At 65.4% G+C, this 25,269-nt stretch carries 22 protein-coding genes and 3 rRNA genes; 6 read left to right on the forward strand and 19 right to left on the reverse strand.

Annotated elements, in window-relative coordinates; translation table 11 throughout:
* Positions 1-23: 23 nt before the first annotated feature.
* The 6 genes from cmk to BHD05_RS12865 all read right to left on the reverse strand — a co-directional run bounded on the left by cmk (position 24) and on the right by BHD05_RS12865 (position 4,989).
* Positions 24-695: a (d)CMP kinase gene (gene cmk / locus BHD05_RS12840; protein WP_161886777.1), complete on the reverse strand. Its 672-nt coding sequence runs from the start codon at positions 693-695 to the stop codon at positions 24-26.
* Positions 692-1,789, reverse strand: coding sequence for a prephenate dehydrogenase (locus tag BHD05_RS12845; RefSeq protein ID WP_161887539.1), 1,098 nt, complete (start codon positions 1,787-1,789; stop codon positions 692-694). The genes cmk and BHD05_RS12845 overlap by 4 nt, the downstream gene beginning before the upstream one ends.
* 8 nt (positions 1,790-1,797) lie before the next feature.
* Positions 1,798-2,571, reverse strand: a complete 774-nt coding sequence (locus BHD05_RS12850) for a pseudouridine synthase (RefSeq protein WP_236966751.1) — start codon at positions 2,569-2,571, stop codon at positions 1,798-1,800.
* A 94-nt stretch (positions 2,572-2,665) separates the two neighbouring features.
* Entirely contained in the window at positions 2,666-3,283 is a 618-nt protein-coding gene (scpB, locus tag BHD05_RS12855) for an SMC-Scp complex subunit ScpB (RefSeq protein WP_161886778.1), read from the reverse strand.
* Entirely contained in the window at positions 3,273-4,109 is an 837-nt protein-coding gene (locus tag BHD05_RS12860; protein WP_236966752.1) for a segregation and condensation protein A, read from the reverse strand. The genes scpB and BHD05_RS12860 overlap by 11 nt, the downstream gene beginning before the upstream one ends.
* The gene (locus BHD05_RS12865) at positions 4,099-4,989 is read right to left on the reverse strand and encodes a ParA family protein (RefSeq protein ID WP_161886780.1); all 891 of its coding nucleotides are present in this window, start codon (positions 4,987-4,989) and stop codon (positions 4,099-4,101) included. Before BHD05_RS12865 ends, BHD05_RS12860 begins: the two co-directional genes overlap by 11 nt.
* Positions 4,990-5,212: 223 nt before the next feature.
* On the opposite strand from BHD05_RS12865, the gene BHD05_RS12870 reads away from it, so the two are divergent.
* Positions 5,213-5,563, forward strand: coding sequence for a DUF4190 domain-containing protein (locus BHD05_RS12870; protein WP_161886781.1), 351 nt, complete (start codon positions 5,213-5,215; stop codon positions 5,561-5,563).
* Positions 5,564-5,623: 60 nt separating this feature from the next.
* Positions 5,624-6,544 carry an NAD-dependent epimerase/dehydratase family protein gene (locus tag BHD05_RS12875; RefSeq protein ID WP_161886782.1) on the forward strand — a complete coding sequence of 307 codons (921 nt, stop codon included), beginning with the start codon at positions 5,624-5,626 and terminating at the stop codon, positions 6,542-6,544.
* A gap of 185 nt (positions 6,545-6,729) precedes the next feature.
* Here BHD05_RS12875 and xerD read toward each other — a convergent pair whose 3' ends face one another.
* The 7 genes from xerD to BHD05_RS15795 all read right to left on the reverse strand — a co-directional run bounded on the left by xerD (position 6,730) and on the right by BHD05_RS15795 (position 13,773).
* Positions 6,730-7,662 (reverse strand): site-specific tyrosine recombinase XerD, encoded by a 933-nt coding sequence (gene xerD / locus BHD05_RS12880; protein WP_161886783.1) that lies wholly within the window; start codon positions 7,660-7,662, stop codon positions 6,730-6,732.
* Positions 7,659-8,303 carry an NUDIX domain-containing protein gene (locus BHD05_RS12885; protein ID WP_161886784.1) on the reverse strand — a complete coding sequence of 215 codons (645 nt, stop codon included), beginning with the start codon at positions 8,301-8,303 and terminating at the stop codon, positions 7,659-7,661. The genes xerD and BHD05_RS12885 overlap by 4 nt, the downstream gene beginning before the upstream one ends.
* Positions 8,296-9,972 (reverse strand): CTP synthase, encoded by a 1,677-nt coding sequence (locus BHD05_RS12890; RefSeq protein WP_236966753.1) that lies wholly within the window; start codon positions 9,970-9,972, stop codon positions 8,296-8,298. Before BHD05_RS12890 ends, BHD05_RS12885 begins: the two co-directional genes overlap by 8 nt.
* 63 nt (positions 9,973-10,035) lie before the next feature.
* A complete protein-coding gene (recN, locus tag BHD05_RS12895; RefSeq protein WP_161887541.1) occupies positions 10,036-11,733 on the reverse strand; it encodes a DNA repair protein RecN in 1,698 nt (565 codons plus the stop codon).
* Positions 11,734-11,743: 10 nt separating this feature from the next.
* The gene (locus BHD05_RS12900) at positions 11,744-12,718 is read right to left on the reverse strand and encodes an NAD kinase (protein ID WP_161886786.1); all 975 of its coding nucleotides are present in this window, start codon (positions 12,716-12,718) and stop codon (positions 11,744-11,746) included.
* 19 nt (positions 12,719-12,737) lie between these two features.
* Positions 12,738-13,613, reverse strand: a complete 876-nt coding sequence (locus BHD05_RS12905; RefSeq protein ID WP_161886787.1) for a TlyA family RNA methyltransferase — start codon at positions 13,611-13,613, stop codon at positions 12,738-12,740.
* Positions 13,606-13,773 carry a hypothetical protein gene (locus tag BHD05_RS15795; protein WP_202614222.1) on the reverse strand — a complete coding sequence of 56 codons (168 nt, stop codon included), beginning with the start codon at positions 13,771-13,773 and terminating at the stop codon, positions 13,606-13,608. The genes BHD05_RS12905 and BHD05_RS15795 overlap by 8 nt, the downstream gene beginning before the upstream one ends.
* 64 nt (positions 13,774-13,837) lie before the next feature.
* Between BHD05_RS15795 and ppk2 the strand changes: the two genes are divergently transcribed.
* Complete coding sequence (gene ppk2 / locus BHD05_RS12910; protein ID WP_161886788.1) at positions 13,838-14,674, forward strand: polyphosphate kinase 2; 837 nt, start codon at positions 13,838-13,840, stop codon at positions 14,672-14,674.
* Positions 14,675-14,723: 49 nt separating this feature from the next.
* On the opposite strand, the gene rrf is transcribed toward ppk2, so the two are convergent.
* The 4 genes from rrf to tyrS form a co-directional block, all read right to left on the reverse strand.
* Positions 14,724-14,840, reverse strand: a 5S ribosomal RNA gene (gene rrf / locus BHD05_RS12915).
* A 105-nt stretch (positions 14,841-14,945) separates the two neighbouring features.
* Positions 14,946-18,070 (reverse strand): 23S ribosomal RNA (locus BHD05_RS12920).
* A gap of 460 nt (positions 18,071-18,530) precedes the next feature.
* A 16S ribosomal RNA gene (locus BHD05_RS12925) occupies positions 18,531-20,049 on the reverse strand.
* Together the 16S, 23S and 5S rRNA genes form the textbook arrangement of a ribosomal RNA operon.
* A 507-nt stretch (positions 20,050-20,556) precedes the next feature.
* The gene (gene tyrS, locus BHD05_RS12930) at positions 20,557-21,876 is read right to left on the reverse strand and encodes a tyrosine--tRNA ligase (protein WP_236966544.1); all 1,320 of its coding nucleotides are present in this window, start codon (positions 21,874-21,876) and stop codon (positions 20,557-20,559) included.
* A 129-nt stretch (positions 21,877-22,005) separates the two neighbouring features.
* Between tyrS and BHD05_RS12935 the strand changes: the two genes are divergently transcribed.
* Positions 22,006-22,644 (forward strand): DNA-binding protein, encoded by a 639-nt coding sequence (locus BHD05_RS12935; protein WP_161886789.1) that lies wholly within the window; start codon positions 22,006-22,008, stop codon positions 22,642-22,644.
* 5 nt (positions 22,645-22,649) lie between these two features.
* Entirely contained in the window at positions 22,650-23,228 is a 579-nt protein-coding gene (locus BHD05_RS15995) for a hypothetical protein (RefSeq protein ID WP_236966545.1), read from the forward strand.
* 121 nt (positions 23,229-23,349) lie between these two features.
* Here the strand turns inward: BHD05_RS15995 and BHD05_RS12945 are convergent, their stop codons facing one another.
* The gene (locus tag BHD05_RS12945) at positions 23,350-24,237 is read right to left on the reverse strand and encodes a GTP-binding protein (protein WP_236966546.1); all 888 of its coding nucleotides are present in this window, start codon (positions 24,235-24,237) and stop codon (positions 23,350-23,352) included.
* A 240-nt stretch (positions 24,238-24,477) separates the two neighbouring features.
* On the opposite strand from BHD05_RS12945, the gene BHD05_RS12950 reads away from it, so the two are divergent.
* The gene (locus BHD05_RS12950) at positions 24,478-24,582 is read left to right on the forward strand and encodes a ribosomal protein bL36 (RefSeq protein ID WP_236966547.1); all 105 of its coding nucleotides are present in this window, start codon (positions 24,478-24,480) and stop codon (positions 24,580-24,582) included.
* A gap of 8 nt (positions 24,583-24,590) precedes the next feature.
* Here BHD05_RS12950 and BHD05_RS12955 read toward each other — a convergent pair whose 3' ends face one another.
* The gene (locus tag BHD05_RS12955; RefSeq protein ID WP_161886791.1) at positions 24,591-25,268 is read right to left on the reverse strand and encodes a DNA-3-methyladenine glycosylase; all 678 of its coding nucleotides are present in this window, start codon (positions 25,266-25,268) and stop codon (positions 24,591-24,593) included.
* Position 25,269: the final 1 nt, after the last annotated feature.

Below are 25,269 nucleotides of genomic sequence, written 5' to 3' on the forward strand. Positions count from 1 at the left end.
GTTCGGTGCGCCCGCGTTGCGGGCTACTCAGCCCACACGCTCGTGACGAGATCGACGACCGCGGTGACGGTCTGGTCGAAGTCGAGGTGGGTTGAATCGACGGTGGTCACACCGTCGGCGGCGTTCATGAAGTCGACGACCCGAGAGTCCTGGACGTCCCGCGAACTGAGTTGCTGGGCGGTGACCTCGGCGGATTGTCCGGTAACTTCTAGCGAACGCCTCGCCATTCTAGCTTCTTCACTGGCTGTCAGCAGAATTCGCACGTCGGCGTCCGGTGCGACGACTGTGGTGATGTCGCGTCCCTCGGTCACGATCCCGGGCCGCAGGCTCTCCCGGATGACGCTGCGGAACAGCTCGACGAGGTACGCGCGCACCTCGGGGATGCGGGCGACCTGGCTGACCACGGCGCTCACCCGCGGCTCGCGGATCGCCTCGGTGACGTCGGTGTCCCCGACCTGCACGACCGTGTGGTCGGGGTCGGTGCTGATCCGGTAGTCGAAGCCGGGGAGCGACGCGATGACGGCTGCCGCGTCGGTGGTGTCGATGCCTCTGTCGAGTGCGCTCCAGGCGAGGGCGCGGTAGGCGGCGCCGGTGTCCTGGTAGCCGAAGCCAAGGCGGCGGGCGGTCGCCCGGCTCACGCTCGACTTGCCGCTTCCCGCGGGGCCATCGATCGCGACGACGACGCCGCCGCTCACAGCGAGGCCCCCGCGATGCGCCAGCCGCGCGATTCGAGTTCGTCGGTGAGCTGCTGCTCGACCTCGGGCAGCACCGAGATCTCGGCGAGGCCGATCTGGGCGCCGGGCGAGTGCTCCAGCCTGAGGTCTTCCATGTTCACCCCTGAGGCTCCGATCTCGGTCAGCAGCCGGGCGAGCTCGCCCGGGCGGTCGTCGACCATGACAACCATCTGGCTGTACCGGCGGTCCTGCCCGTGCTTGCCCGGGATCGCGGCGACCCCCGCGTTGCCGGCGGCGATCGCCTCGGCGAGCGTGCGCCGGGCGCCGGGAGCGGTCGGATGCTCGAGGGCGGCGAGCACCGCGTCGAGGTCGTCACGGTAGGCGCGCAGGATCGGGGTGATCGCGGGGGCGTTGGCACCGAGGATCTGCACCCACAGCTCGGGTTCGCTCGCGGCGATCCTCGTGGTGTCGCGCAGGCCCTGGCCGGCGAGGCCGACCGAGGAGTGCGCGGCGCCCAGCAGCCGCTTCGCGAGCAGTGTCGCGATGAGCTGCGGCACGTGCGAGACGAGCGCGACGGCGCGGTCGTGCTCCTCGGGGCTCAGCTCGACGAGCACGGCGCCGAGGTCGAGGATGAGGTCGTCGATCGCCGATCCCTCACGGTAGGAGATGTCGTCATGCCCGGTGACGACCCAGGGCCGGCCGAGGAACAGATCGGCGCGGCCGGCGACGGCTCCCCCGCGTTCGCGGCCGGCGAGTGGATGCGAGCCGATGTAGCGGGAGAGGTCGGCCCCGGCGGCGCGCAGCTCCTCGAGCGGCTGCACCTTGACGCTCGCGACGTCGGTGACGATGGCGTCGGGGAACGCGGCGAGCTCGGCGGCGACGACCCTGCCGGTGACGTCCGGCGGCACGCAGACGATGATGAGCTGCGGGGAGTCGTCGGGTTCGGCCGGGCGGCCGGCTCCGTAGTCGACCGCGAGGCTCAGGTTCGCCGGGGACGCGTCATCAAGGATCACGTCGATGCCCTTGGCTCGCAAACCCAGCCCGATGCTCGTGCCGAGCAGGCCGGAGCCGACGACGCGCACGGGACCGACGAGGCGGGAGTCGGTCAGGAGCATTGACTCGGTCACGAGCCGGCCGGGTCGTCGGCCGGGTCGTCGGGCTGGTCGGATGCTGCATCCGCCCCGGTCGTCGCCTTCGCGTCGCGGGAGATGGTGAGCAGCTGGCCGACCTCGGCCTTGGTCAGGTCGCGGATCTCGCCGATCTGCAGGGTGCCGAGGTGCAGCGGCCCGAACTGGCGGCGGACGAGGTCGACGACGGGGTGGCCGACCTCCTCCAGCATCCGCCGCACGATGCGGTTGCGGCCCGAGTGCAGGGTGATCTCGACGATCGTCTCCCGGCCGCCGGAGGCCTGGTCGAGGATGCGGGCCTTGTCGGCGGCGATGGGGCCGTCTTCGAGGTGGATGCCGGAGGTGAGCTTGGAGATTGTCGCTGGGGTCACCCGGCCCTCGACCCACGCGATGTAGGTCTTGAGCACACCGAAGGAGGGGTGTGCGAGCACGTGGGCGAGCTCGCCGTCGTTGGTGAGGATGAGCAATCCGGATGTCTGCGCGTCGAGCCGGCCCACGTTGAACAGCCGCTCGTCGTAGCGGGAGACGAACTGTGACAGGTCGGGGCGACCGCGGTCGTCCTGCAGCGAGGAGACGATACCGGTGGGCTTGTTGAGCATGAGGTAGCGACGGCTGGTGTCGAGTTGGATGGCGACGCTGTCGACCGAGACGAGGTCGGTCTCCTGCACGCGGCGTCCCAGCTCGGTGACGACCTCGCCGTTGACCTCGACGCGGCCGGCGGAGATGAGGTCTTCCGAGACGCGACGGGAGGCGACACCCGCGGCGGCCATGAGCTTCTGCAGGCGGATGCCGTCGTCGGCGGCATCCGCGCTCTTGCTGCGGTCGGGCGTGTTTTTGTCGGGCGTGTTCTTGTCGGGCATGTTTCTATCGGGCATCGTCGAATCCATTCGAGCCGTCCGCGAGGAGCGGGGAGATGTGCGGCAGCTCGTCGAGCGAGTTGATGCCGAGTTGGGTGAGAAGGAGGTCGGTGGTGGCGTAGTGGATCGCACCGGTCTCGGGATCGGCGAACGCCTCGGTGACAAGGCCGCGGCCGAGCAGCGTGCGCACGACCGAGTCGACGTTCACCGCCCGGATCGAGGCGATCGCGCCGCGGCTGATCGGCTGCTTGTAGGCGATCACCGCGAGGGTCTCGAGGGCCGCCTGGGTGAGCCGGGTCGGGCTCTGCGCGAGGGAGAAGTCGCGCACGACGGAGTCGAACTCGCCGCGCACATAGAAGCGCCAGCCTCCGCCGACCTCACGCAGCTCGAATCCGCGCCGCACGGTGCCAGCGACACCGTCGTAGTCGGCGACGAGCCGGTCGATCGCGGCGCGCACCTCGGCGACGGGCCGCTCGAGCGCGGTCGCGAGGCGCACAAGGGACTGCGGCTCGTCGGCGATCATCAGGATCGCCTCGAGGCCGCGCTCGACGTCCACCGGCGCACTGGTTTCTGTGCCCGCTTCGGTGGCGGTTTCGGTGGCGGTTTCGGTCGCGTCAGTTGCCATAATCGGCCCCGAGATTCGCGAGGCTGTCGTCGGAGAACGACTCGGCCGTCCATCGGATCGTGAGCTCGCCGAGCGGCTCGAGCTGGTCGAAGCCGATGAGCCCGCCGCGGTAGAGCTCGAGCACGGCGAGGAACCGGGCCACGATCACGCCCTTGCGGTCGGCGCCGGCGATGAGCTGGCGGAAGGTCATCGGGTCACCCCCGCGCAGCATGGCGACGATGAACGCGGCCTGCTCCCGGATGCTGACGAGCGGCGCGTGCAGGTGGTCGAGCCCCACCGAGGGCAGCTCGCGCGGCGCGAAGGCGAGCATCGCGATCGCGGCGAAGTCCTCAGGGGTGAGCGTCCAGACGAGTTCGGGGGTCTGCCTGCGGTACTTCTCCTCCAGTGGCACCGACCGGAACTGCCGCGACGCCTCGGCATCCAGCCCCGCCGCGAACCAGGACGAGGCCTCCTTGAACGCACGGTATTGCAGCAGCCGGGCGAAGAGCAGGTCGCGCGCCTCGAGCAGTGCCACGTCCTCGGCATCCACCAGCTCGCCCTGTGGCAAGAGCCCCGCGACCTTCAGATCGAGCAGGGTCGCGGCGACGACGAGGAACTCGGTGGCCTGATCGAGCTCCTCGGCGGAGTCGAGGGTGCGCAGGTAGGAGATGAACTCGTCAGTGACCTGGCTGAGCGAGATCTCGGTGATGTCGAGCTCATGCTTGGTGATGAGCGAGAGCAGCAGGTCGAACGGTCCGTTGAAGTTGCGCAGGGTCACCGAGAATCCGCCGGCTTCCGCTGGCGCATCCGTGGGGTCGACCGAAGGCTTCGCCGGGCTAAGCGACAGCGCCACGCGAGATCAGCTCTCTGGCGAACTGCAGGTAGGCCATCGAGGCGGGGTGCTCCGGCGCGAACTCGAGGATGGGGCTCGCCGCGACGCTCGCATCCGGGAACTTCACGGTGCGGCTGATCACGGTGTCGAACACCTGGTCTTCGAAGCGCTCCACCGCGCGCTCGAGTACCTCGCGGGAGTGCAGGGTGCGCGAGTCGAACATCGTGGGCAGGATGCCGTCGAGCTTCAGCGCGGGGTTCAGGCGGTCTTTGACCTTGTCGATCGTCTCGACGAGCAGCGCTACGCCGCGAAGCGCGAAGAACTCGCACTCGAGCGGGATGAGCACGCCGTGCGCGGCGGTGAGGGCGTTGACGGTGAGGATGCCGAGCGAGGGCTGACAGTCGACGAGGATGACGTCGTACTCGTCGATAACCTGGCGCAGCACGCGGGCGAGGATCTGCTCGCGGGCGACCTCGTTGACGAGGTGCACCTCGGCGGCGGACAGGTCGATGTTGGCGGGTATCACGTCGAGGCCGGCGACGGAGGTGGGCTGGATGGCGTCGTGCGCGTCTTTGACGGTGCCGAGCAGCAGGTCGTAGATGTTGGTGACATCGTGCGCCGAGACGCCGAGTCCTGCCGAGAGGGCGCCCTGCGGGTCGAAGTCGACCGCGAGCACCTTGCGGCCGTAGTGGGCGAGCGAGGCGCCGAGGTTGATGGCCGTCGTGGTCTTGCCGACGCCGCCCTTCTGGTTGCAGAGCGCGATGATGCGCGCGGGGCCGTGGCCGGTCAGGCGCTCCGGCACGGGAAACACGCGCAGCGGGCGGCCGGTCGGACCAACAGCGGGCTTGTCCATGCCGTCCAACACGGCGGTGTCGACTCGTTTCTTAGCTGTCATCCCGACATTCCTCACTACTCGACGTGCAGGCCGGCGGCTCCCGACCGTGTCGAGTCTAACCGCGGCGCGCCGACGACCCGGGGAGATACGCGCTGTTTCGAAATATGCCAATCACGCGGTTGCGGAAGCGAAACACGAGTCTCCCTTCCGCACGCCGCCTCGAGGCCAGTAACGTCGAGGTGTTGGGTCGTCCGCAGGCCTTCATCATCCAGAGGAGAACCACATGACCATCCCGCCGCCGGGCCCCGCTCCGTACGTTCCACCGTCGGCGCCGAATGGTGATTACCCCGGCAAGACCATGGGGCTCATCGCCCTCATCCTCGCGATCTTCTTCAATATCGTCGGGGGCATCGTCGGCATCGTCGCGCTCCGCACGTCGAAGAAGGCCGGCGCCAAGAACCCGCTCGCGGTCGCGGCGATCATCGTCGGCTTCGCGCTGTTCGTGATCCTCTCCATCATCGGAATCGTTGTCGGAATCGCCTTCGTCGCGCTGACCACGGAGCTGGCCCAGCAGTGCACCGGCCTGAGCGGCCAGGAGATCATCATCGAGGGCACCACGCTCGTCTGCCCGTAGGCCAGCGCACCCGACCGATCCCCCTGTTGCCGGGGACCTCCAGTCGATAGCCTCGGTTTCGTGAAACATGTGATCTTCGGCACGGGCGCGATCGGGCGGGCCACCGCCGCCGCGCTGCTCCGCCGCGGCGAGCGGGTCACAATGGTGAACCGGTCGGGAATCGCGCAGATGCCGGACTCGGTCGAGGTGATCGGCGGCGACGTACGCGACGCCGACTTCGCCCGGCGGGCCGCCCGCGGCGCACACGTCGTCTACCAGACGCTCAATCCGCCCTACCACCGGTGGGCGGAGGAGTTCCCGGCGCTGCAGGACGGCGTGATCGCGGCCGCCGAGGCATCCGGGGCCCGCTTCGTGAACATGGACAACCTGTACTCCTATGGGACGTCGGGCGGGCGGCCCATCACCGAGAGCAATCCGATCGCGCCGAACTCGCGCAAGGGGGCGGTGCGAGCGCGCATGGAGGAACAGCTGTGGGCGGCGCACGCTGCCGGACGAATCCAGGTCGCGAGCGGGCGGGCATCCGACTATTACGGCCCCGGTGCCGGAGCGCAGTCGGCTCTGGGCGACCGACTGTTCCTGCCGGCGATCGCGGGCAAACGGGTGCGACTGCTGGGCAACCCCGATCTCCTGCACAGCTACACCTTCCTGCCCGACATAGGCGAGGGGCTGGCCGTGCTCGGGCTGCATCCGGATGCGCTCGGCTCGACCTGGCACCTGCCCAACGACCCGGTACCGCAGACGAGCCGCGCAATGGTGGAGACCGTGTTCCGGCTCGCCGGCAGGTCGCCGCGCATCTCCGGAACGCCCACGATCGTGCTGCGCCTGCTCGGGCTCGTCGACCCGACCGTGCGCGAGCTCGTGGAGATGCAGTACGAATTCACCGAGCCGTTCGTGGTCGACAGCTCCCGCATCGTGGGGCTGGGCTTGCGGGCAACGCCGATCGACGAGGCGCTCGACACGACCTTCGCGAGCTACCGCTAGCTTTCATCATTCAGGAGTTGGGCAGCGGGAGCCCGGTCATTATTCAGGAGTCAGGCTATCCAGGCACTTCGATATTCGGGAGTGCGTGGGTGTATAACGCCCCGAGCCGGGGCTGGGGTGGCCAGAGAGACGGATGCTGGTCCGAATGCCGCTACAGGGCCGTCAGCCTCCTGAATAATGACAGGTCAGCGGGCTCGGGGGTGCGCCGTCGTGTACATGTCACGCAGGGTGTCGGCGGTCACGTGCGTGTAGATCTGCGTCGTGGCGACGGAGGAGTGCCCGAGCAGCTCCTGCACCACCCGCACATCCGCACCGCCGGCCAACAAGTGCGTGGCAAACGAGTGACGGAAGGTGTGCGGTGAGATCTCGATGCCCAGCTTCGCCTGCTCCGCCCTCGCCCTGATAATGAGCCACGCGTTCTGCCGCGATACCCGCGACCCGCGCACCCCGAGGAACAGTGCCGGGCTCGCGGTACCACGCGCCGAGAACAGCGGCCGGGCGCGCACCAGGTACGCGTCGATCGCGGCGCGCGCGTAGCTGCCGAGCGGCACGATCCGCTGCTTGTTGCCCTTGCCGAGCAGCCGCACGATGTCGCCGTCGATCACGTCGTCGACGTTGAGGTCCACGGCCTCCGAGATGCGTGCACCCGTCGCGTAGAGCGTCTCGAGCAGCGCCCGGTCGCGCAACGCGAGCGGGTCGTCGCCGGCTGCCGCGTCGAGCACGGCCGCCATCTGCTCGATCGTGATGGCCTTGGGCAGCCGGGAAGCGAGCTTGGGCGGTTTGGCGTCGACCGAGACGTCCTCTGCGACGACGGACTCCTCGAGCAGGAACCGGTGGAATCCGCGCACCGACGACAGCATCCGGGCCACGGACGACGCCGCGAGCGCACCGTCCGGCCGGGATCTCAGGTCCATCGCGAACGCCGTGACTTCGGCGGCGCCGATCGCCTCCGGGGTACGGATGCCGAGGCGGCCGAGCAGCTCGAGATAGGCAGCGAGGTCGCGGCGGTACGCCGCGACGGTGTTCGCGGAGAGCCCACGCTCGATCGCGACATGGCGCAGGTAGTGGTCGACGGCACGGTCGAGAGGCACACGCGCTACCGGCGCCGGGGAGGTCATGGCGTCGCCGGTTGTCCGAGCTTCGGGTGCCACGGCCAGGCCGAGCGCGGGTCGCCGAGCGTGTCCCAGCCGCGCGTCCGCGAGGCTGCGGCCGCGAGCACCGCGAAGCCGAGGATCGAGTTGGTCACCGAGCGGGTCAGCACGGCCTCGACGATCTCGTCGAGATCGACCCAGCGGGTCTCCATCTCGGCCTCCTCGTCGAACCGGGCGAACGGATGCGCGGTGGCGGAGAGGCCGCGGGCGAGGAAAATGCGGATGGACTCGTTGCTGCCGCCCGGGGACGTGAAGAACTCAGCAAGCAGGTGCCACCGGGTGGCCTCGAGGTCGGCCTCTTCGGCGAGCTCGCGGATGGCCCCGTCGACCGGCGCCTCGCCGGCCTCGTCGAGCAGGCCCGCGGGCAACTCCCAGTCGCGCGCGGCAATCGGGTGCCGGTACTGCTTGATCAGAAGTACCCGACCGTCGTCGTCCAGGGCGAGGATCGCGACGGCGCCGGGGTGGTCCACATACTCGCGGGTGATCGGCGTGCCGGAGTAGTCGAAGCTCTCCCGGCACACATCCCAGACGGCCCCGGCGAAGACCGTCTCGCTCGCGGTGATTCTCTGCGGTGCCGGGTCGTCGCGCAGGCCCTGGGGGTCAGACAACTTCGGCTTCCGCCACCTCGAACAGCCGGCTCGACTTCTGCCGGTCGAGCGCGGCCGCGATCAGACCGCTGAACAGCGGATGCGCGCGGTCGGGCCGCGAGCGCAGTTCGGGGTGCGCCTGCGTTCCGACGTAGAACGGGTGCACCTCACGCGGAAGCTCGGTGAACTCGACGAGCTGGCCGTCGGGCGAGGTGCCGGAGAATCGCATTCCGGCGGCGGCGATCTGCTCGCGGTACACGTTGTTGACCTCGTAGCGGTGGCGGTGACGCTCGGAGACCTCCGTCGCCCCGTACAGCTCGGCGACGATCGACCCGTCGGCGAGGGTGGCGGGGTACAGCCCGAGGCGCATGGTGCCGCCGAGGTCACCGTCGGCAATGATCTCGACCTGCTCCGCCATCGTCGCGACCACGGGGTAGGTGGTGTCCGGGTCGAACTCCGACGACGAGGCCCCCTCGAGGCCGGCCTCGTTGCGGGCGTACTCGATGACCATGCACTGCAGGCCGAGGCACAGTCCGAGCGCGGGCAGCTGGTTGTCCCGCGCGAACTTCAGTGCGCCGAGCTTGCCCTCGATGCCGCGGATGCCGAATCCGCCGGGAACGCAGATCGCGTCGAGCTCGCCGAGCTGACGCAGGGCGCCCTCCGTGGTCTCGCACTCGTCGGAGGCCACCCAGCGCAGGTTGACCTTGGTGTTGTGCGCGAAGCCGCCGGCGCGCAGCGCCTCGGTCACCGAGAGATACGCGTCGGGCAGGTCGATGTACTTGCCGACGAGCCCGACCGTGACCTCGTGCTTGGGGTTGCGCACCGCGCTGAGCAGCTCGCTCCAGCCGGACCAGTCGACGTCGCCGGTCCGAAGCCCAAAGTGGTCGATGATGTAGGCGTCGAGGCCCTGGTCGTGCAGCATCCGCGGGATCTCGTAGATGCTCGCCACGTCGACGGCGTTGACGACGGCCCGCTCGTCGACGTCGCACATCAGCGCGATCTTGCGCTTGTTGGACTCGGAGACGGGGCGGTCGGAGCGCAGCACGAGGGCGTCGGGCTGGATTCCGATCGAGCGCAGTGCCGCGACGGAGTGCTGCGTCGGCTTGGTCTTCTGCTCACCGGAGGCGCCGAGGTAGGGCACAAGCGAGACGTGCACGAAGAACACGTTGTTGCGGCCGAGTTCGTGGCGCACCTGCCGGGCCGCCTCGATGAACGGCTGCGACTCGATGTCGCCGACGGTTCCGCCGATCTCGGTGATGATGACGTCGGGCCGGGGGTCGGATGCCGCCTGCAGCCGCATCCGTCGCTTGATCTCGTCGGTGATGTGCGGGATGACCTGCACGGTGTCGCCGAGGTACTCGCCGCGGCGCTCGCGCGCGATCACGGTCGAGTAGATCTGCCCGGTCGTCACGTTGGCGGCCTGGTTGAGGTCGATGTCGAGAAAACGCTCGTAGTGGCCGATGTCGAGGTCGGTCTCGGCGCCGTCATCGGTCACGAAGACCTCGCCGTGCTGGAAGGGGTTCATTGTGCCGGGATCCACGTTGAGATAGGGATCCAGCTTCTGCATGACGACGCGCACGCCGCGTGCCGTGAGGAGGTTACCGAGGCTTGCCGCCGTCAGTCCCTTGCCGAGGGAGGATACGACACCGCCCGTAACGAAGATGTGCTTTGTCGTACCCGCGTTTTGAATGTTCACCACGGGGTTCAAACCTATCAGCAGCGGGGACCGAATTCGGCGAATCCGGGGGGCAAATCAGCTCGCGATACTCCTGGCCGTCTCCAGCAGCTCCCTCGCGTGGGCGAGCCCGCTTCCGCTGTCTTGCAGCCCGGACAGCAGCCGGGCCATCTCTGCGGTGCGTTCCTCGCCGTCGAGGCGTTCGACGCTGGATGCCGTGACCGACCCGGCCTCGTCCTTGGCGACGCGGAGGTGGTTGGTCGCGAAGGCGGCGACCTGGGCGAGGTGGGTGACGACGATCACCTGGGAGGTGCGGGCGAGGCTCGCGAGCCGCCGGCCGATCTCGATCGCTGCGGCGCCGCCAACGCCGGCATCCACCTCGTCGAACACGAAGGTCGCGACGGGGTCGGTGCTCGCGATGACGACCTCGATCGCGAGCATCACCCGGGACAGCTCGCCGCCGGATGCTCCGCGGCCCAGCGCCCGCGGCTCGGCGCCAGAGTGCGGCTGCAGCAGGAAAGCGACCTGGTCCTTGCCTGTGGGGCTGTACTCGGCACGATCGGTGACCTCGATGGTCAGGCGCGCGTTGGCCATGGCGAGCGCCGAGAGCTCGGCGGTAACCTGCTCGGACAGCCCGGTGGCGGCCGCCGCGCGCACCTCGCTGAGCCGTGCGGCGAGAACTGTGACCTCGGCCCGGTCGAGCTCGACCTGGTCGCGGAGCCCTCCGATGCGGTCGGCGTCGGTGTCGAGCTCGATGAGGCGCTGGCTGCCGGTGTCGAGGTAGCCGATCACGTCGTCGAGGCCGGGGCCGTACTTGCGCAGGAGTGTGCCCAGCTGCGCGCGCCGCTCCTGCACCGCGTCGAGCTCGCGCCCGCTGTCGGTGTCGAGGTCGCCGAGGTAGGCGGCGAGCTGTCCAGAGATGTCGACAACGAGGTAGGAGGCCTCCTTGAGTGCGGCGACGATCGGAGTCAGTGCGGGATCGTGCTCTGACACCCTGTCCAGCTGGCGCCGGGCGGATTCGAGCAGTCCGATGACATCGGCCGGCTCGCCGATCTCCTCGGAGGAGACCTGCTCGTGCGCGTGGGCGGCCGCGAGGCGGAGGTCTTCGACGTTGGCGAGGCGTTCGGCTCGTTCGGCAAGCTCGGCATCCTCCCCCGCCTGTGGGGCCACCTCCTCGATCTCGGCGATCGCGATGCGAAGTCCGTCGGCCTCCCGGGCGCGACGGTCGCGCTCGGCCTCGAGGGCGTCGAGCTCGGCCTGTGCCGCCTGCCAGCCGGAAAAGGTTCGGGTGTACTCGGCCAGCACTCCTGCGAGCTCGTCGCCGGCGAAGCGGTCGAGGGCCTCGCGCTGAGCGGTCGCCGAGCGCAGCCGCAACTGGTCGGACTGGCCGTGCACCACCACGAGTTGCTGGCCGATCTCGGTCAGCACGCTCACCGGGGCCGACCGTCCGCCGACGACGGCGCGGCTGCGCCCTTCCGGCGACACCGAGCGGCCGAGGATCAGCTCGCCGTCCTCGACCTCTCCCCCGGCATCCCGCACACGCTCGGCGACGGCTCCGGTCTCGGCGATGCTCCAGCGTCCCTCGACGACAGCCTGGTCGGCTCCCGACCTGATGGACTGGGCATCCGACCTGGCACCGAGCAGCAGCCCGAGGGCGGTCACCACCATCGTCTTGCCCGCTCCGGTCTCGCCGGTGAGCACGGTGAGCCCGGCGCCGAGCGGCAGCACGGCGTCACCAATGACACCGAGGTTGCGGATCGTGATCTCCTCGATCACGGTGGGGCGCTCACGCGGGGCCGCTGTCGTCGAGGAACTCGGCGTCGTGGGTGTCGTCATCGTGAGTGTCGTCATCGCGGGTGTCATGCGGTCCGCGCCATCCGATCGTCGGGAGGGCGAACTTGCGCACCAGGCGGTCGGTGAACGGGCCCGGATGCAGGCGGGCGAGGCGAACCGGCTGGGGCGATCGCCGCACGACGACGCGGGCGCCGCGGGCGAGGTCGTGAGTGCGGCGGCCGTCGCACCAGAGCACGCCGATCCCCTGCGTCCTCGAGAGCACCTCGACGGCGAAGACGGAGTCTGGTCCGACAACGAGCGGGCGGGCGAAGAGGGCGTGCGGGCTCAGCGGCACGAGGAGCATCGCGTCGAGGCTGGGCCAGACGATCGGCCCACCGGCCGAGAACGCGTAGGCGGTCGACCCGGTCGGCGTCGACATGACGACGCCGTCGCAGCCGAACGACGACAGAGGGCGGCCGTCGACTTCGATGACGACCTCGAGCATCCGTTCCCGGCTCGCCTTCTCGACCGTCGCCTCGTTGAGAGCCCACGTCTCATAGACGACCTCCTCGTCGATCTTGACCTGCACCGAGAGTGTCATCCGCTCCTCGACGAGGTAGTCCCGGGCGAGGGCGCGCTGCACGGTGGAGGTGAGGTCATCCCGCTCGGATTCGGCGAGGAAGCCCACGTGCCCGAGGTTGACGCCGAGCAGGGCCACCGCCGACCCGCGGACGAGTTCCGCGGCGCGCAGGATGGTGCCGTCACCGCCGAGCACGATGACAAGTTCGAGGTCGCCGAGCTGCACATCGTCGCCGAGCACCTGGATGCCGACGAGATCCGGGGCATAGCCGACGATGTCACCGTACTCCTCACGCGGGGTGACCGGCATCACGCCGGCGTCGACGAGCTGGCGGCCGACAATGACGGCGGCCTTGAGCGATTCGGGGCGGCCGGTGTGGGCGACAACCAGGATGTGGCGCTGTGGCACTTCTCAGGTCCTCACGTTGTCAGTTGGCTTCCGTCAGAGCAGTAACCGCGTCTGACCATTCTGCCGGACTGCGGCCGGCCGCCACGTCCAACCAGACCAGATACTCGTGATTGCCGCTGGCTCCGGCAATCGGGGACGACACCACTCCGGCGGTGGGAAGCCCCAGATCCCATGCGGCCCAGAGCACGCCATTCACGGCGTCGGTGCGCAACGGCGCCTGGCGCACGATGCCCTCGCGGATGCCGGTGCGGCCGACCTCGAACTGGGGTTTCACGAGCAGCACGTAGCTCGAGCGGAGGCCTGCCGTGCCGACGATGGCCGGAAGCACGGTCGTCAATGAAATGAACGAGAGGTCCGCGACGACGATCTCCGGCGCCACCGGCCCGCCGGCGGCGGTGGCGAGGTTCTCCGCGGTCATGAAGCGGGCGTTGTAGCCCTCGATCACGGTCACCCGTTCGTCGCCGGCAATGTCGGGGGCGAGCTGGTCGTGTCCGACATCGAGAGCGATCACGCGGGTAGCGCCCCGCTCGAGTAGCACCTGGGTGAACCCGCCGGTGGACGCGCCGACATCGAGCGCCACGCGCCCCTCGATACGGACCGGGAACGCGTCGAGCGCGGCGTTCAGCTTGTGGGCGGCACGGCTGACGTAGTGATCAGTCCCAGCGACCTCGATGACCTGGCTCGCGCGCACCCGCACCGATGCCTTGACGACCGGTCGGCCATCGACTGTGACGAGTCCATCGGTGATCAGCTGGGAGGCGTGGGTGCGGGAGCGGGCGAGACCGCGCCCGGCGGTCGCGGCGTCGAGGCGCAGATCAGTCTGCCCCGCCCCCGGGCCGGACTCGCCCACGCCGTCCGGCAGCCGGCCCTGGGCGGCCCATCCGGATTCAGCCATGCGAGCGCGAGTCGCCGCCCTCGAGTCGCGACTGCAGCGCATCGTGCACGTTGCCGAAGGAGGCTGCGCGCGTCTCGAGCGGCTGGTCCTCGATCACGCGCACGCGGGAGAGCAGGGCATCCGTCTCGTCCGAGTCGTCGGGTGCGGTGTAGTCGGTCACGCAGATAACTCTAGACTCCCGCGCCCCGCGCTACGCTGAGCCAACGTCGACGAGGGGTCACCGAATGACAAGCGAGAAGCCCGACAAGCCGAAACGGGTCAACAAGACTGCCTACAACGCCGAGCTACGCCGCCTTCAGGCCGAGCTCGTCGTCATGCAACAGTGGGTGCTGGAGACCGGCTCACGTGTGGTCGTGATCTTCGAGGGCCGCGATGCCGCGGGCAAGGGGTCTGCAATCAAGCGGGTCAGCGAGTACCTCAGCCCACGCGTCGCGCGAATCGTGGCCCTCCCGATGCCGACGGAGCGCGAGAAGAGCCAGTGGTACTTCCAGCGCTACATCGAGCACCTGCCCGCGAAGGGCGAGATCGTGCTGATGGACCGGTCCTGGTACAACCGCGCCGGGGTCGAGCACGTGATGGGTTACTGCACCCACGACCAGCATCGCCGGTTCCTGCACCAGGCCCCGCTGTTCGAGCGGATGCTGGTCGAAGACGGCATCATCCTGCTCAAGTACTGGTTCTCGGTCTCGGACCTCGAGCAGGAGCGGCGCTTCCGCTCGCGGCAGAACGACCCGATGCGCCGCTGGAAGCTGTCGGAGACGGACGTGCTCTCGATCACCAAGTGGGTGGACTACTCGAAGGCCAAGGATGAGCTCTTCGTGCACACCGACATCATCGAGGCGCCCTGGTGGGTCGTCGAAAGCGAGGACAAGCGCGCCTCCCGGCTCAACATGATCAGCCATCTGCTGTCGGCGGTGCCCTACGAACACAGGGAGCCGCCTGCGGTGAAGATCCCGTCGCGGCCGCCGGCATCCGACTACGAGCGTCCCCCTCGCGAGGAGAACCACGAGGTTCCCGACCACGCTGCGACGCTCAGCAAGAAGAAGAAAACCAACCGTTAACGCAAGAAAGCCACCCCGAGGGGTGGCTTTCTTGGTGTTGCTAGTTTAAGTCCGGCGGTGTCCTACTCTCCCACAAGGTCCCCCTTGCAGTACCATCGGCGCTGAGAGTCTTAGCTTCCGGGTTCGGAATGTGACCGGGCGTTTCCCTCTCGCTATGGCCGCCGTAACACTTGTTGATTTACAAAGTGAACAGACAAACGATAGTTCGTTTGTGCTAGTTCCCGACCGTAGATCAGGAACCACATAGTGGACGCAAGCACCAATTTTTGGTGTTATCAAGTTATCGGCTTATTAGTACGGGTCAGCTTCACGAGTCTTTAGTCCTCGCTTCCACATCCCGCCTATCAACCCAGTAGTCTAGCTGGGAGCCTCTCACCCGAAGGTATGGAAATCTCATCTTGAAGCTGGCTTCCCGCTTAGATGCTTTCAGCGGTTATCCATTCCGAACGTAGCTAATCAGCGGTGCTCCTGGCGGAACAACTGACACACCAGAGGTTCGTCCATCCCGGTCCTCTCGTACTAGGGATAGATCTTCTCAAATTTCCTGCGCGCGCAGAGGATAGGGACCGAACTGTCTCACGACGTTCTAAACCCAGCTCGCGTACCGCTTTAATGGGCGAACAGCCCAACCCTTGGGACCTACTCCAGCCCCAGGATGCGACGAGCCGACATCGAGGTGCCAAACCATGCCGTCGATATGGACTCTTGGGCAAGATCAGCCTGTTATCCCCGAGGTACCTTTTATCCGTTGAGCGACAGCGCTTCCACAAGCCACTGCCGGATCACTAGTCCCGACTTTCGTCCCTGCTTGAGTTGTCACTCTCACAGTCAAGCTCCCTTGTGCACTTACACTCGACACCTGATTACCAACCAGGTTGAGGGAACCTTTGGGCGCCTCCGTTACTTTTTGGGAGGCAACCGCCCCAGTTAAACTACCCACCAGGCACTGTCCCAGAACCGGATTACGGTTCGTAGTTAGATATCCAAAGTGACCAGAGTGGTATTTCAACGATGACTCCACCAGCACTAGCGTGCCAGCTTCACAGTCTCCCACCTATCCTACACAAGCCACTCCGAACACCAATACCAAGCTGTAGTAAAGGTCACGGGGTCTTTCCGTCCTTCTGCGCGTAACGAGCATCTTTACTCGTAGTGCAATTTCGCCGAGTTCGCGGTTGAGACAGCTGGGAAGTCGTTACGCCATTCGTGCAGGTCGGAACTTACCCGACAAGGAATTTCGCTACCTTAGGATGGTTATAGTTACCACCGCCGTTTACTGGGGCTTAAATTCTCAGCTTCGCCTTGCGGCTAACCGTTCCTCTTAACCTTCCAGCACCGGGCAGGCGTCAGTCCGTATACATCGTCTTGCGACTTGGCACGGACCTGTGTTTTTAGTAAACAGTCGCTTCCCACTGGTCTCTGCGGCCTTACAGCGCTTCCTGGAGCAAGTCCATTCACGCCTCAGGCCCCCCTTCTCCCGAAGTTACGGGGGCATTTTGCCGAGTTCCTTAACCACGATTCTCTCGATCTCCTTGGTATTCTCTACCTGAACACCTGAGTCGGTTTGGGGTACGGGTGACTAGAACCTCGCGTCGATGCTTTTCTTGGCAGCATAGGATCACTGATTTCCCCCGTGAGGGGTACCCATCGGGTCTCAGCCTTAATGAGAGACGGATTTGCCTTTTCTCTCGGCCTACATCCTTAGACCGGGACAACCATCGCCCGGCTCAGCTACCTTCCTGCGTCACACCTGTTAATACGCTAACCGCACCAGCATAGGGTCGCACGCTAGGCCCCACGCTTCACCCCGAAGGGATCCATCTAGGGGATTCAGATGCTTAGCATCGCTGGATTGGCTTGGGCGGTTCTTCGTCAGTACGGGAATATCGACCCGTTGTCCATCGACTACGCCTGTCGGCCTCGCCTTAGGTCCCGACTTACCCAGGGCGGATTAGCCTGGCCCTGGAACCCTTGTTCTTTCGGAGGACGGGTTTCTCACCCGTCTTTCGCTACTCATGCCTGCATTCTCACTCGTGTGGCGTCCACGGCTGGTTTACACCGCCGCTTCACTCGCCACACGACGCTCTCCTACCACTCCGCACGCCTGGACACCCAAAAGGGTGCCGGGCTACTATGCGAAATCTACAACTTCGGTGGTGTGCTTGAGCCCCGTTACATTGTCGGCGCGGAATCACTTGACCAGTGAGCTATTACGCACTCTTTCAAGGGTGGCTGCTTCTAAGCCAACCTCCTGGTTGTCTGCGCAACTCCACATCCTTTCCCACTTAGCACACGCTTGGGGACCTTAGTTGGTAGTCTGGGTTGTTTCCCTCTCGACGATGAAGCTTATCCCCCACCGTCTCACTGCTGCGCTCTCACTTACCGGCATTCGGAGTTTGGCTGACGTCAGTAACCTTTTAGGGCCCATCGGCCATCCAGTAGCTCTACCTCCGGCAAGAAACACGCAACGCTGCACCTAAATGCATTTCGGAGAGAACCAGCTATCACGAAGTTTGATTGGCCTTTCACCCCTATCCACAGCTCATCCCCTCCATTTTCAACTGAAGTGGGTTCGGTCCTCCACGACGTCTTACCGTCGCTTCAACCTGGCCATGGATAGATCACTTCGCTTCGGGTCTAGGACATGCGACTGAATCGCCCTATTCAGACTCGCTTTCGCTACGGCTACCCCACACGGGTTAACCTCGCCACATATCACTAACTCGCAGGCTCATTCTTCAAAAGGCACGCTGTCACCCCTACTAAGGAGGCTCCAACGGTTTGTATGCAAACGGTTTCAGGTACTATTTCACTCCCCTCCCGGGGTACTTTTCACCTTTCCCTCACGGTACTTGTCCGCTATCGGTCATCTGGGAGTATTTAGGCTTATCAGGTGGTCCTGACAGATTCACACGGGATTTCTCGGGCCCCGTGATACTTGGGATACTTCTCGGACCATTACGACATTTCAACTACAGGGCTGGCACCTTCTATGGCTGGGCTTTCAATCCCATTCGTCTATATCGCGCTGTAATCCTTGCAGCACGGCAGTAACTGCTGAAAAGTCCCGCTACCCCGACCATGCAACGCCTGCCGGCTATCACACATGATCGGTTTGGCCTCTTCCGGTTTCGCTCGCCACTACTTACGGAATCGCTTTTGCTTTCTCTTCCTGTGGGTACTGAGATGTTTCACTTCCCCACGTTCCCTCTACCCGCCCTATATATTCAGGCGGGAGTCACCAGGTGGTCTTACAACCCCTGGCGGGGTTTCCCCATTCGGAAATCCTCGGATCACAGCTCTATTATCAGCTCCCCGAGGCTTATCGCAGATTTATACGTCCTTCTTCGGCTCCAGATGCCAAGGCATTCACCGTTTGCACTTAGAAACTTGATGACAAAATTACACAAAGAACCAGCAAATAAATTTGCTAGATCTTCATATGAAGACACGCGCAATTCACCCCGGGACAAGTCCCTGGGATCATCACACGAGTCTAAGATGCTCGCGTCCACTGTGTAGTTCTCAAAATACGGGCGGTACCCCGCGGGCCAAACCAACCGGTCTGTCCCGACAAGGTCCAAAGTTCCCAGTCCGTGAACACCGAAGTGTCCGCCGGCCCGGTCCCTCAGGACCCAACAGCGTGCAAAAGACCAGGCCTACCAACCGTCCCCGTTCCAATCCCGCCGCAAGCGACAAGACGTACTAGAAGGCAGAAAATCTACCTGGCCACAATGTCAATGTTCCACCCATGAGCGCCACCGGAGGCGTGCTGTCCAGAAAGGACAGGGTTTCTCCGAATTGGCTTGGCAGCTTGATGTCCCTGTATACAGAGGACGCTGCACATGCTCCTTAGAAAGGAGGTGATCCAGCCGCACCTTCCGGTACGGCTACCTTGTTACGACTTAGTCCTAATTACCGATCCCACCTTCGACGGCTCCCTCCAAAAGGTTGGGCCACCGGCTTCGGGTGTTACCGACTTTCATGACTTGACGGGCGGTGTGTACAAGGCCCGGGAACGTATTCACCGCAGCGTTGCTGATCTGCGATTACTAGCGACTCCGACTTCATGAGGTCGAGTTGCAGACCTCAATCCGAACTGAGACCGGCTTTTTGGGATTCGCTCCACCTTACGGTATTGCAGCCCTTTGTACCGGCCATTGTAGCATGCGTGAAGCCCAAGACATAAGGGGCATGATGATTTGACGTCATCCCCACCTTCCTCCGAGTTGACCCCGGCAGTCTCCTATGAGTTCCCACCATTACGTGCTGGCAACATAGAACGAGGGTTGCGCTCGTTGCGGGACTTAACCCAACATCTCACGACACGAGCTGACGACAACCATGCACCACCTGTATACCGACCTTGCGGGGAGAACATTTCTGAACTTTTCCGGTATATGTCAAGCCTTGGTAAGGTTCTTCGCGTTGCATCGAATTAATCCGCATGCTCCGCCGCTTGTGCGGGCCCCCGTCAATTCCTTTGAGTTTTAGCCTTGCGGCCGTACTCCCCAGGCGGGGAACTTAATGCGTTAGCTGCGGCACAGAATCCGTGGAATGGACCCTACGCCTAGTTCCCAACGTTTACGGCATGGACTACCAGGGTATCTAATCCTGTTCGCTCCCCATGCTTTCGCTCCTCAGCGTCAGTTACGGCCCAGAGATCTGCCTTCGCCATTGGTGTTCCTCCTGATATCTGCGCATTCCACCGCTACACCAGGAATTCCAATCTCCCCTACCGCACTCTAGTCTGCCCGTACCCACTGCAGGCCGGAGGTTGAGCCTCCGGATTTCACAGCAGACGCGACAAACCGCCTACGAGCTCTTTACGCCCAATAATTCCGGACAACGCTTGCACCCTACGTATTACCGCGGCTGCTGGCACGTAGTTAGCCGGTGCTTTTTCTGCAGGTACCGTCACTTTCGCTTCTTCCCTACTAAAAGAGGTTTACAACCCGAAGGCCGTCGTCCCTCACGCGGCGTTGCTGCATCAGGCTTTCGCCCATTGTGCAATATTCCCCACTGCTGCCTCCCGTAGGAGTCTGGGCCGTGTCTCAGTCCCAGTGTGGCCGGTCACCCTCTCAGGCCGGCTACCCGTCGTCGGCTTGGTGAGCCATTACCTCACCAACTACCTGATAGGCCGCGAGTCCATCCACCACCAAAATTCTTTCCAGCTCCTCACCATGCGGCGGAAGCTCGTATCCGGTATTAGACACCGTTTCCAGTGCTTATCCCAGAGTGGAGGGCAGGTTACTCACGTGTTACTCACCCGTTCGCCACTAATCACCCCAGCAAGCTGGAGGTCATCGTTCGACTTGCATGTGTTAAGCACGCCGCCAGCGTTCGTCCTGAGCCAGGATCAAACTCTCCGTAAATGTTTGATAGCCAGCAAGCAAGCTCACCGACACATCTAGCGCCCCAAGCCACCGGAAATAGGTGAACAAGAAGCAAGTTTGAAACTGACAGAACAAATCATTACTGACTTGCTTTGTTGTTTAAATGTATTCCAAAGGAATCTCCTGCATCCATCACCGCTAGAAACGGGACGAAATACACGAGGTTTTTGGCATTTGACATTGTGCACGCTGTTGAGTTCTCAAGGATCGGACGCTCCTGCACCACACCCTCACGGGCAGCCACAGGGCAACTTCACAACCTTACCACTTGAATCGAATCTGTCAAGCAGACCCGCCGAGCGGATTTCATCCTATGTCCCCCACTCACGCCTGAAACCAGGGTGGAGAGTTGAACCGGATCTAGTCCCTCTTGAGGCCGTTTAGCACTGCGGCTTTGCGAACCTTTGGGGTGACAAGAGGAAACATTACGTGGCGGTTACATGACGCGCAAGCTGGCTTTCCCGCCGGGCGTGTCGGCACTGAGGGTCACTCGACGAACACGCCTGCGAGGGTCTTCTTGCCTCGCCGGAGCACCGCGAATCCACCCGGGAGCACGGTCCCTTCGAGGGTCGCCGCCTCGCTCTCGACGCGTGCGTTGTTCACATAGACACCGCCCTGGGCGATCGCGCGCCGGCCCTCCCCCGCACTCGTCGTGAGACCGGTGTCGAGCAGCAACTGTGCAACCGGAGTCGATGCGGGACTGGTCGTGTTGGGCAGCTCGCGCAGGGCGGACTCGAGCGTTCCGGCATCCAGCACCGCCAGGTCACCCTGGCCGAACAGCGCCGCGGCCGCCGCGATGACCGACTCGGTCGCCTCGGGGCCGTGCACGAGCGTCGTGACCTCCCAGGCGAGGGCCCGCTGCGCCTCCCGCTTGAACGGTTCGGTCGCCACCGCCTCGGCGAGCCGATCGATCTCAGTGCGGTCGAGGAAGGTGAATACCCGCAGCCGGAAGATGACATCGGCATCGTCGGTGTTGAGCCAGAACTGGTAGAACGCGTACGGGCTCGTCATGCTCGGCTCGAGCCAGATCGCGTTGCCCTCGCTCTTGCCGAACTTCGTGCCGTCGGAGTTCGTGATGAGCGGCGTGCCGATCGCGTGCACGCTCACCCCCTCCGCCTTGTGAATGAGGTCCGTGCCGCTGGTGAGATTGCCCCACTGGTCCGATCCCCCGGTCTGGAGCACACAGCCGTGGTCGCGGTACAGCTGCAGGTAGTCCAGTCCCTGCAGCACCTGGTAGCTGAACTCGGTGTAGCTGATCCCCTCGGCGGAGTTGAGTCGCGCGCTCACGGCATCTTTCTTGACCATTGTGCCGATCCGAAAGTACTTGCCGATGTCGCGCAGGAAGTCGATGGCACTGAGGCCGGCCGTCCAGTCGAGGTTGTTGACCATGCGCAGGGCGTTGTCGCCCTCGCCGCTCAGGAACCGGGACACCTGGGCCCGCAGGTAGCCCACCCACTCGGCGACCGTGTCGCGGGTGTTGAGCACGCGCTCGGCGGTCGGCCGCGGGTCGCCGATGAGCCCGGTCGATCCGCCGACGAGTCCGAGCGGGCGGTGGCCGGCCAGCTGGAGACGCCGCATGGTCAGCAGCTGCACAAGATTGCCGAGGTGCAGGCTCGGTGCGGTCGGGTCGAAACCGCAGTAGAAAGTGATGGGAGGTCCTGCCAGGAGTGACTTGAGGGTCACGGCATCCGTCGACACATGCACGAGTCCCCGCCAGTTGAGCTCCTCCCAGATGTCGTCGAAGGAGGCGTCATTGCGTTGCGACGACAGGGCGGGCTGGGGCGACGGGGTTTCAGGGTGCGACACGAACAACAGGTTAGCCGAGACCGTCGTGCCCTTTGGGGAATGAATCAATATTGCAGACTTGATGAGGTAGACATCAAGCTATTAAACTTGTCTTAGTGACAAACATCCCGTGAGGCTTGAGGAGTAGCAATGATCGTCATCACCGCCGACCAGGTAGACAGCCGTTCGACGCCGGATGCTGTGGCCGGCACCCTCGATCAACTCAACTCCGACCCGACGCTCGGCCTGCTCCTGCCCGCGGACCGCACTGCGGGCGACGAGATCCAGATGCTCGCGGCCTCCGGTCGCGACGCGCTCGCGATCATCCTGCGCCTCACCCGGTCGAGGCGGTGGAGCGTCGGATGCGGCATAGGCGGGGTGCGCGAGCCGCTCCCCGCAAGCGTGCGCGAGTCGTCGGGCGATGCGTTCGTCGCCGCCCGCGCCGCGGTCGATCGGTCGAAGAAGCGCCCGACGCGGTTCGCGCTCGAGTCGGTACCCGCCGCGACGCCGGGCACCGACGCGGAGGCGATCCTCGATTTGTTGCTGGTGATTCGCGACCGGCGCAGCGACGAGGGCTGGGAGTTGCACGATCTGCTCGCGACGGGCCTGACCCAGTCGGATGCCGCGGCGAGGCTCGGGATCAGCCCGCAGGCCGCGAGCAAGCGTGCGCGGGCGGCGGAGCTCCGGGCGGAGGAGTCGGTGCTCGACCCGCTTGCCCGGCTGATCGCGACAGCCGACACAGGGACCGCACGCGAAGTCGACAACCACGGGCGGGAGGTGCAATCGTGAGTGGCATGGTTCTCCTCGTCGTCTGGATCGTCGCCGTGGTGCTCGTCTGGGCCGCGGTCGCCATCGCGTTCTTTGCAGTGCGGCCCGGCCGGCACTGGCTGATCGTGCCGGCCGCTGTGCCCGTCGCCGCGATTGTCATTGCGGGGATGCTGGGTCCCGTCGCGACGGCGCCGCATCCGGCCCTCGCGCTCCTCGCCGGGCTCGGCCTCACCCTGCTCGGCGTCGTCGGCGGCAGCCCGATCGTCTCGGTGCTGCTCGGTGTCGCGACCCGTGGGAGCGTGCCGCTCGGCAGCCACGGAGGAATCCTCGTGCGCGACGTGCGCTCCCCCGCCCCCGCGCAGCGGGAGATCCTGCGCGGCGGAACGACGATCGGCTACCTCGAGCGATTTGCACTCATCGGCTCGGTCGTCGCGGGCCAGCCGGGCGCGGTCGCCGTGATCGTCGCGGTCAAGGGCCTCGGCCGCTATTCGGAGCTCGAGAACGAGCTCGCACGGGAGCGGTTCATCATCGGGTCGCTCGCGAGCCTCACCTGGGCCGGGCTCTGCACCGCCGCGATCGTCATGACGGTGGCCGGCGTCAGCTGACTGCGCGCGTCAGCTGGCCGGACGCGAGCGGCGGCCCGGCGAGTAGCTGGCCATTGGGGCGCAAAGCTCGACCGTGATTGGGCCATCGGCAGTGGGCGAGCCATCGGGCATGAAGGTCCTGCTAGTGGTGGTGGGCCTCAGGCCAGATGGGAAAGGGGTCGGGGAAGCGGGACCAGCCCATCGGGCCAGCGAGCAGTTCGGGGCCGGTAAGGAGGCAGGCATCGAGAGCATCGCTGATTCGGTCGAGGTTGAGTCCGAGGCCGAAGAAGACTAGTTCCTGCCCGGCAGGCGAATCGGGACTCCAGGTGGCCAGATCCGTTGGCTGAAGGCTGAGATTGTCGCCGGCGCTGTGCCAAGATCCGACCGACGAGGAACGGGTGGCCAGCTGGGTGAGGCCTCTGGAGCGGGCAATACGACCCACTCGTTCGGGTCGAAGGTCCTCGTGAATCATTTCCGATAGACGCCCCGAATGGAACGGGCGCGGATCCCGCCAGACCAGGGTATCGACACCGTGACGGGGGTCCACCACGGAACGGGAGCTAGAAAGGGCCAGCATCCAGCCCATGGTGCGGCCGACCCTTCGTGCGGGCCAGATCGTTCGCGTGTCGCCGCGCACCCAATTGCGGGTGCAGATATCAGCGAGGCTGAGGATAGCTGCTGTCGGGTTGAGGCTCTTGATGAGGCCGAGGGCCACCCGGAGGATGTCATGCGGGACAGAGTCAGCGATGACGATGCTCGTCGCGAACTCGATCTGTACCGCCAGTCTCTCGCCGGAATCGAGGTCGTCACCATCCCCGGGTGCTGGATCCACCAGCCATCGCAGAACGTCACCACACTTGACGACACTGACGAGGTGAATCAGCTCGACCTCGACCCTCTCGCTGAGCCCAGACTCGAACTGGGCCTCCAGGACAAGGCCGACTTCCATCGGATTGGCATCAGCTTCCAAGGCCAGCACCGTGTGGCCGGACCTACCCAGTCGGGCTTCCTCCAATACTTCCTCGGCCAAGCGCACAGCGAAGTCGGCCGGAGTAGATGTCGCCTCCTCAACCTCGGTCCCCGACGCCCTCGGCCCGCCAGCGATAAGGCGGGACACCTCCGCGACGACGGCCCAATCGAGGCCGCTGACCAGCGACACCCCGGTCCAGCGTCGGCGACCGGCGGGCTCAATTGGGCGTTTCACACTGACCATGTCACTATCGTAAACGAGAATCGTTATCGGAGGAGTGTCAGCAAGGTACGAAATTCGTTGAAGTCGCTGAAAAATCTTCCCGGTGCACAAGTCGTCCGCCGCCGAGGCCGCACCTTCGTCATCAACAAGCTCAACCCCCGAGGAAAAGGCCGCCAAGGCTGAGCACACCGTTATTGACCACGCTGCCGATCGGAGCCAGCTTGCAGCGCCTCAAGCCGAGCCGCCGCACGCTGCCGCCGCACACTCGCGCGATACGGCGACACGGTCGGATCCCCCGGAACCCAGAACCGCCACGGAAACTCAGCCCCGCCGCCCGGCCCGGACACCCCCGTGCGCGGACCCGCGGCGACGGCAGGCGCCGGTTCCCACGGCAGCTCGAGCCGCACTCGCCCGGTCGAAAGGTCGAGGCCGCCGTCGGCGAGCGTGATCCCGAGCGCCACACACAGCCTCGCTGGCCCTCGCGCGAGATCACGATCGCGGCGAGCGGTGGTGCGGCGCTCCCGCGCGAGCGGCAGCCCCTCGACGACCTCTCCCGCACGCAGCAGCACCCCGGAGGCCGCGCCGGGGCCGCCACAGACGACGTTCGCGCAGGTGTGCATGCCGTAGGTGAAGTAGGTGTAGAGGTGGCCCGGCTCGCCGAACATCACGGTGTTGCGCTTGGTCTGGCCGCGGAACGCGTGCGATCCGGGGTCGTCCGCGCCGAGGTACGCTTCGACCTCGGTGAGCCGCACCGCGACATCACCGTGCCGGATCACCGCGCCCAGCAACAATGGGGCGACCTGCACGGCCGAGCCCGCGAGCAGGGCGCGATCGAACGGGTGCCCGCCGGTTCCTGTGCGCTCTGACATG

Source organism: Marisediminicola antarctica, assembly GCF_009930795.1.
GTDB classification, from domain to species: Bacteria; Actinomycetota; Actinomycetes; order Actinomycetales; family Microbacteriaceae; genus Marisediminicola; species Marisediminicola antarctica.

What these genes read in the sequence shown, in the direction of transcription:
- xerD (WP_161886783.1), bottom strand. Translation starts at nt 7,662, where the DNA reads ATGACCTCCCCGGCGCCGGTAGCGCGTGTGCCTCTCGACCGTGCCGTC.
- BHD05_RS12905 (WP_161886787.1), bottom strand. Translation starts at nt 13,613, where the DNA reads ATGGCTGAATCCGGATGGGCCGCCCAGGGCCGGCTGCCGGACGGCGTG.
- BHD05_RS12955 (WP_161886791.1), bottom strand. Translation starts at nt 25,268, where the DNA reads ATGTCAGAGCGCACAGGAACCGGCGGGCACCCGTTCGATCGCGCCCTG.
- BHD05_RS12935 (WP_161886789.1), top strand. Translation starts at nt 22,006, where the DNA reads ATGATCGTCATCACCGCCGACCAGGTAGACAGCCGTTCGACGCCGGAT.
- BHD05_RS12870 (WP_161886781.1), top strand. Translation starts at nt 5,213, where the DNA reads ATGACCATCCCGCCGCCGGGCCCCGCTCCGTACGTTCCACCGTCGGCG.
- BHD05_RS12850 (WP_236966751.1), bottom strand. Translation starts at nt 2,571, where the DNA reads ATGGCCGCCGCGGGTGTCGCCTCCCGTCGCGTCTCGGAAGACCTCATC.
- BHD05_RS12845 (WP_161887539.1), bottom strand. Translation starts at nt 1,789, where the DNA reads ATGCTCCTGACCGACTCCCGCCTCGTCGGTCCCGTGCGCGTCGTCGGC.
- BHD05_RS12865 (WP_161886780.1), bottom strand. Translation starts at nt 4,989, where the DNA reads ATGACAGCTAAGAAACGAGTCGACACCGCCGTGTTGGACGGCATGGAC.
- ppk2 (WP_161886788.1), top strand. Translation starts at nt 13,838, where the DNA reads ATGACAAGCGAGAAGCCCGACAAGCCGAAACGGGTCAACAAGACTGCC.
- BHD05_RS15995 (WP_236966545.1), top strand. Translation starts at nt 22,650, where the DNA reads ATGGTTCTCCTCGTCGTCTGGATCGTCGCCGTGGTGCTCGTCTGGGCC.
- scpB (WP_161886778.1), bottom strand. Translation starts at nt 3,283, where the DNA reads ATGGCAACTGACGCGACCGAAACCGCCACCGAAACCGCCACCGAAGCG.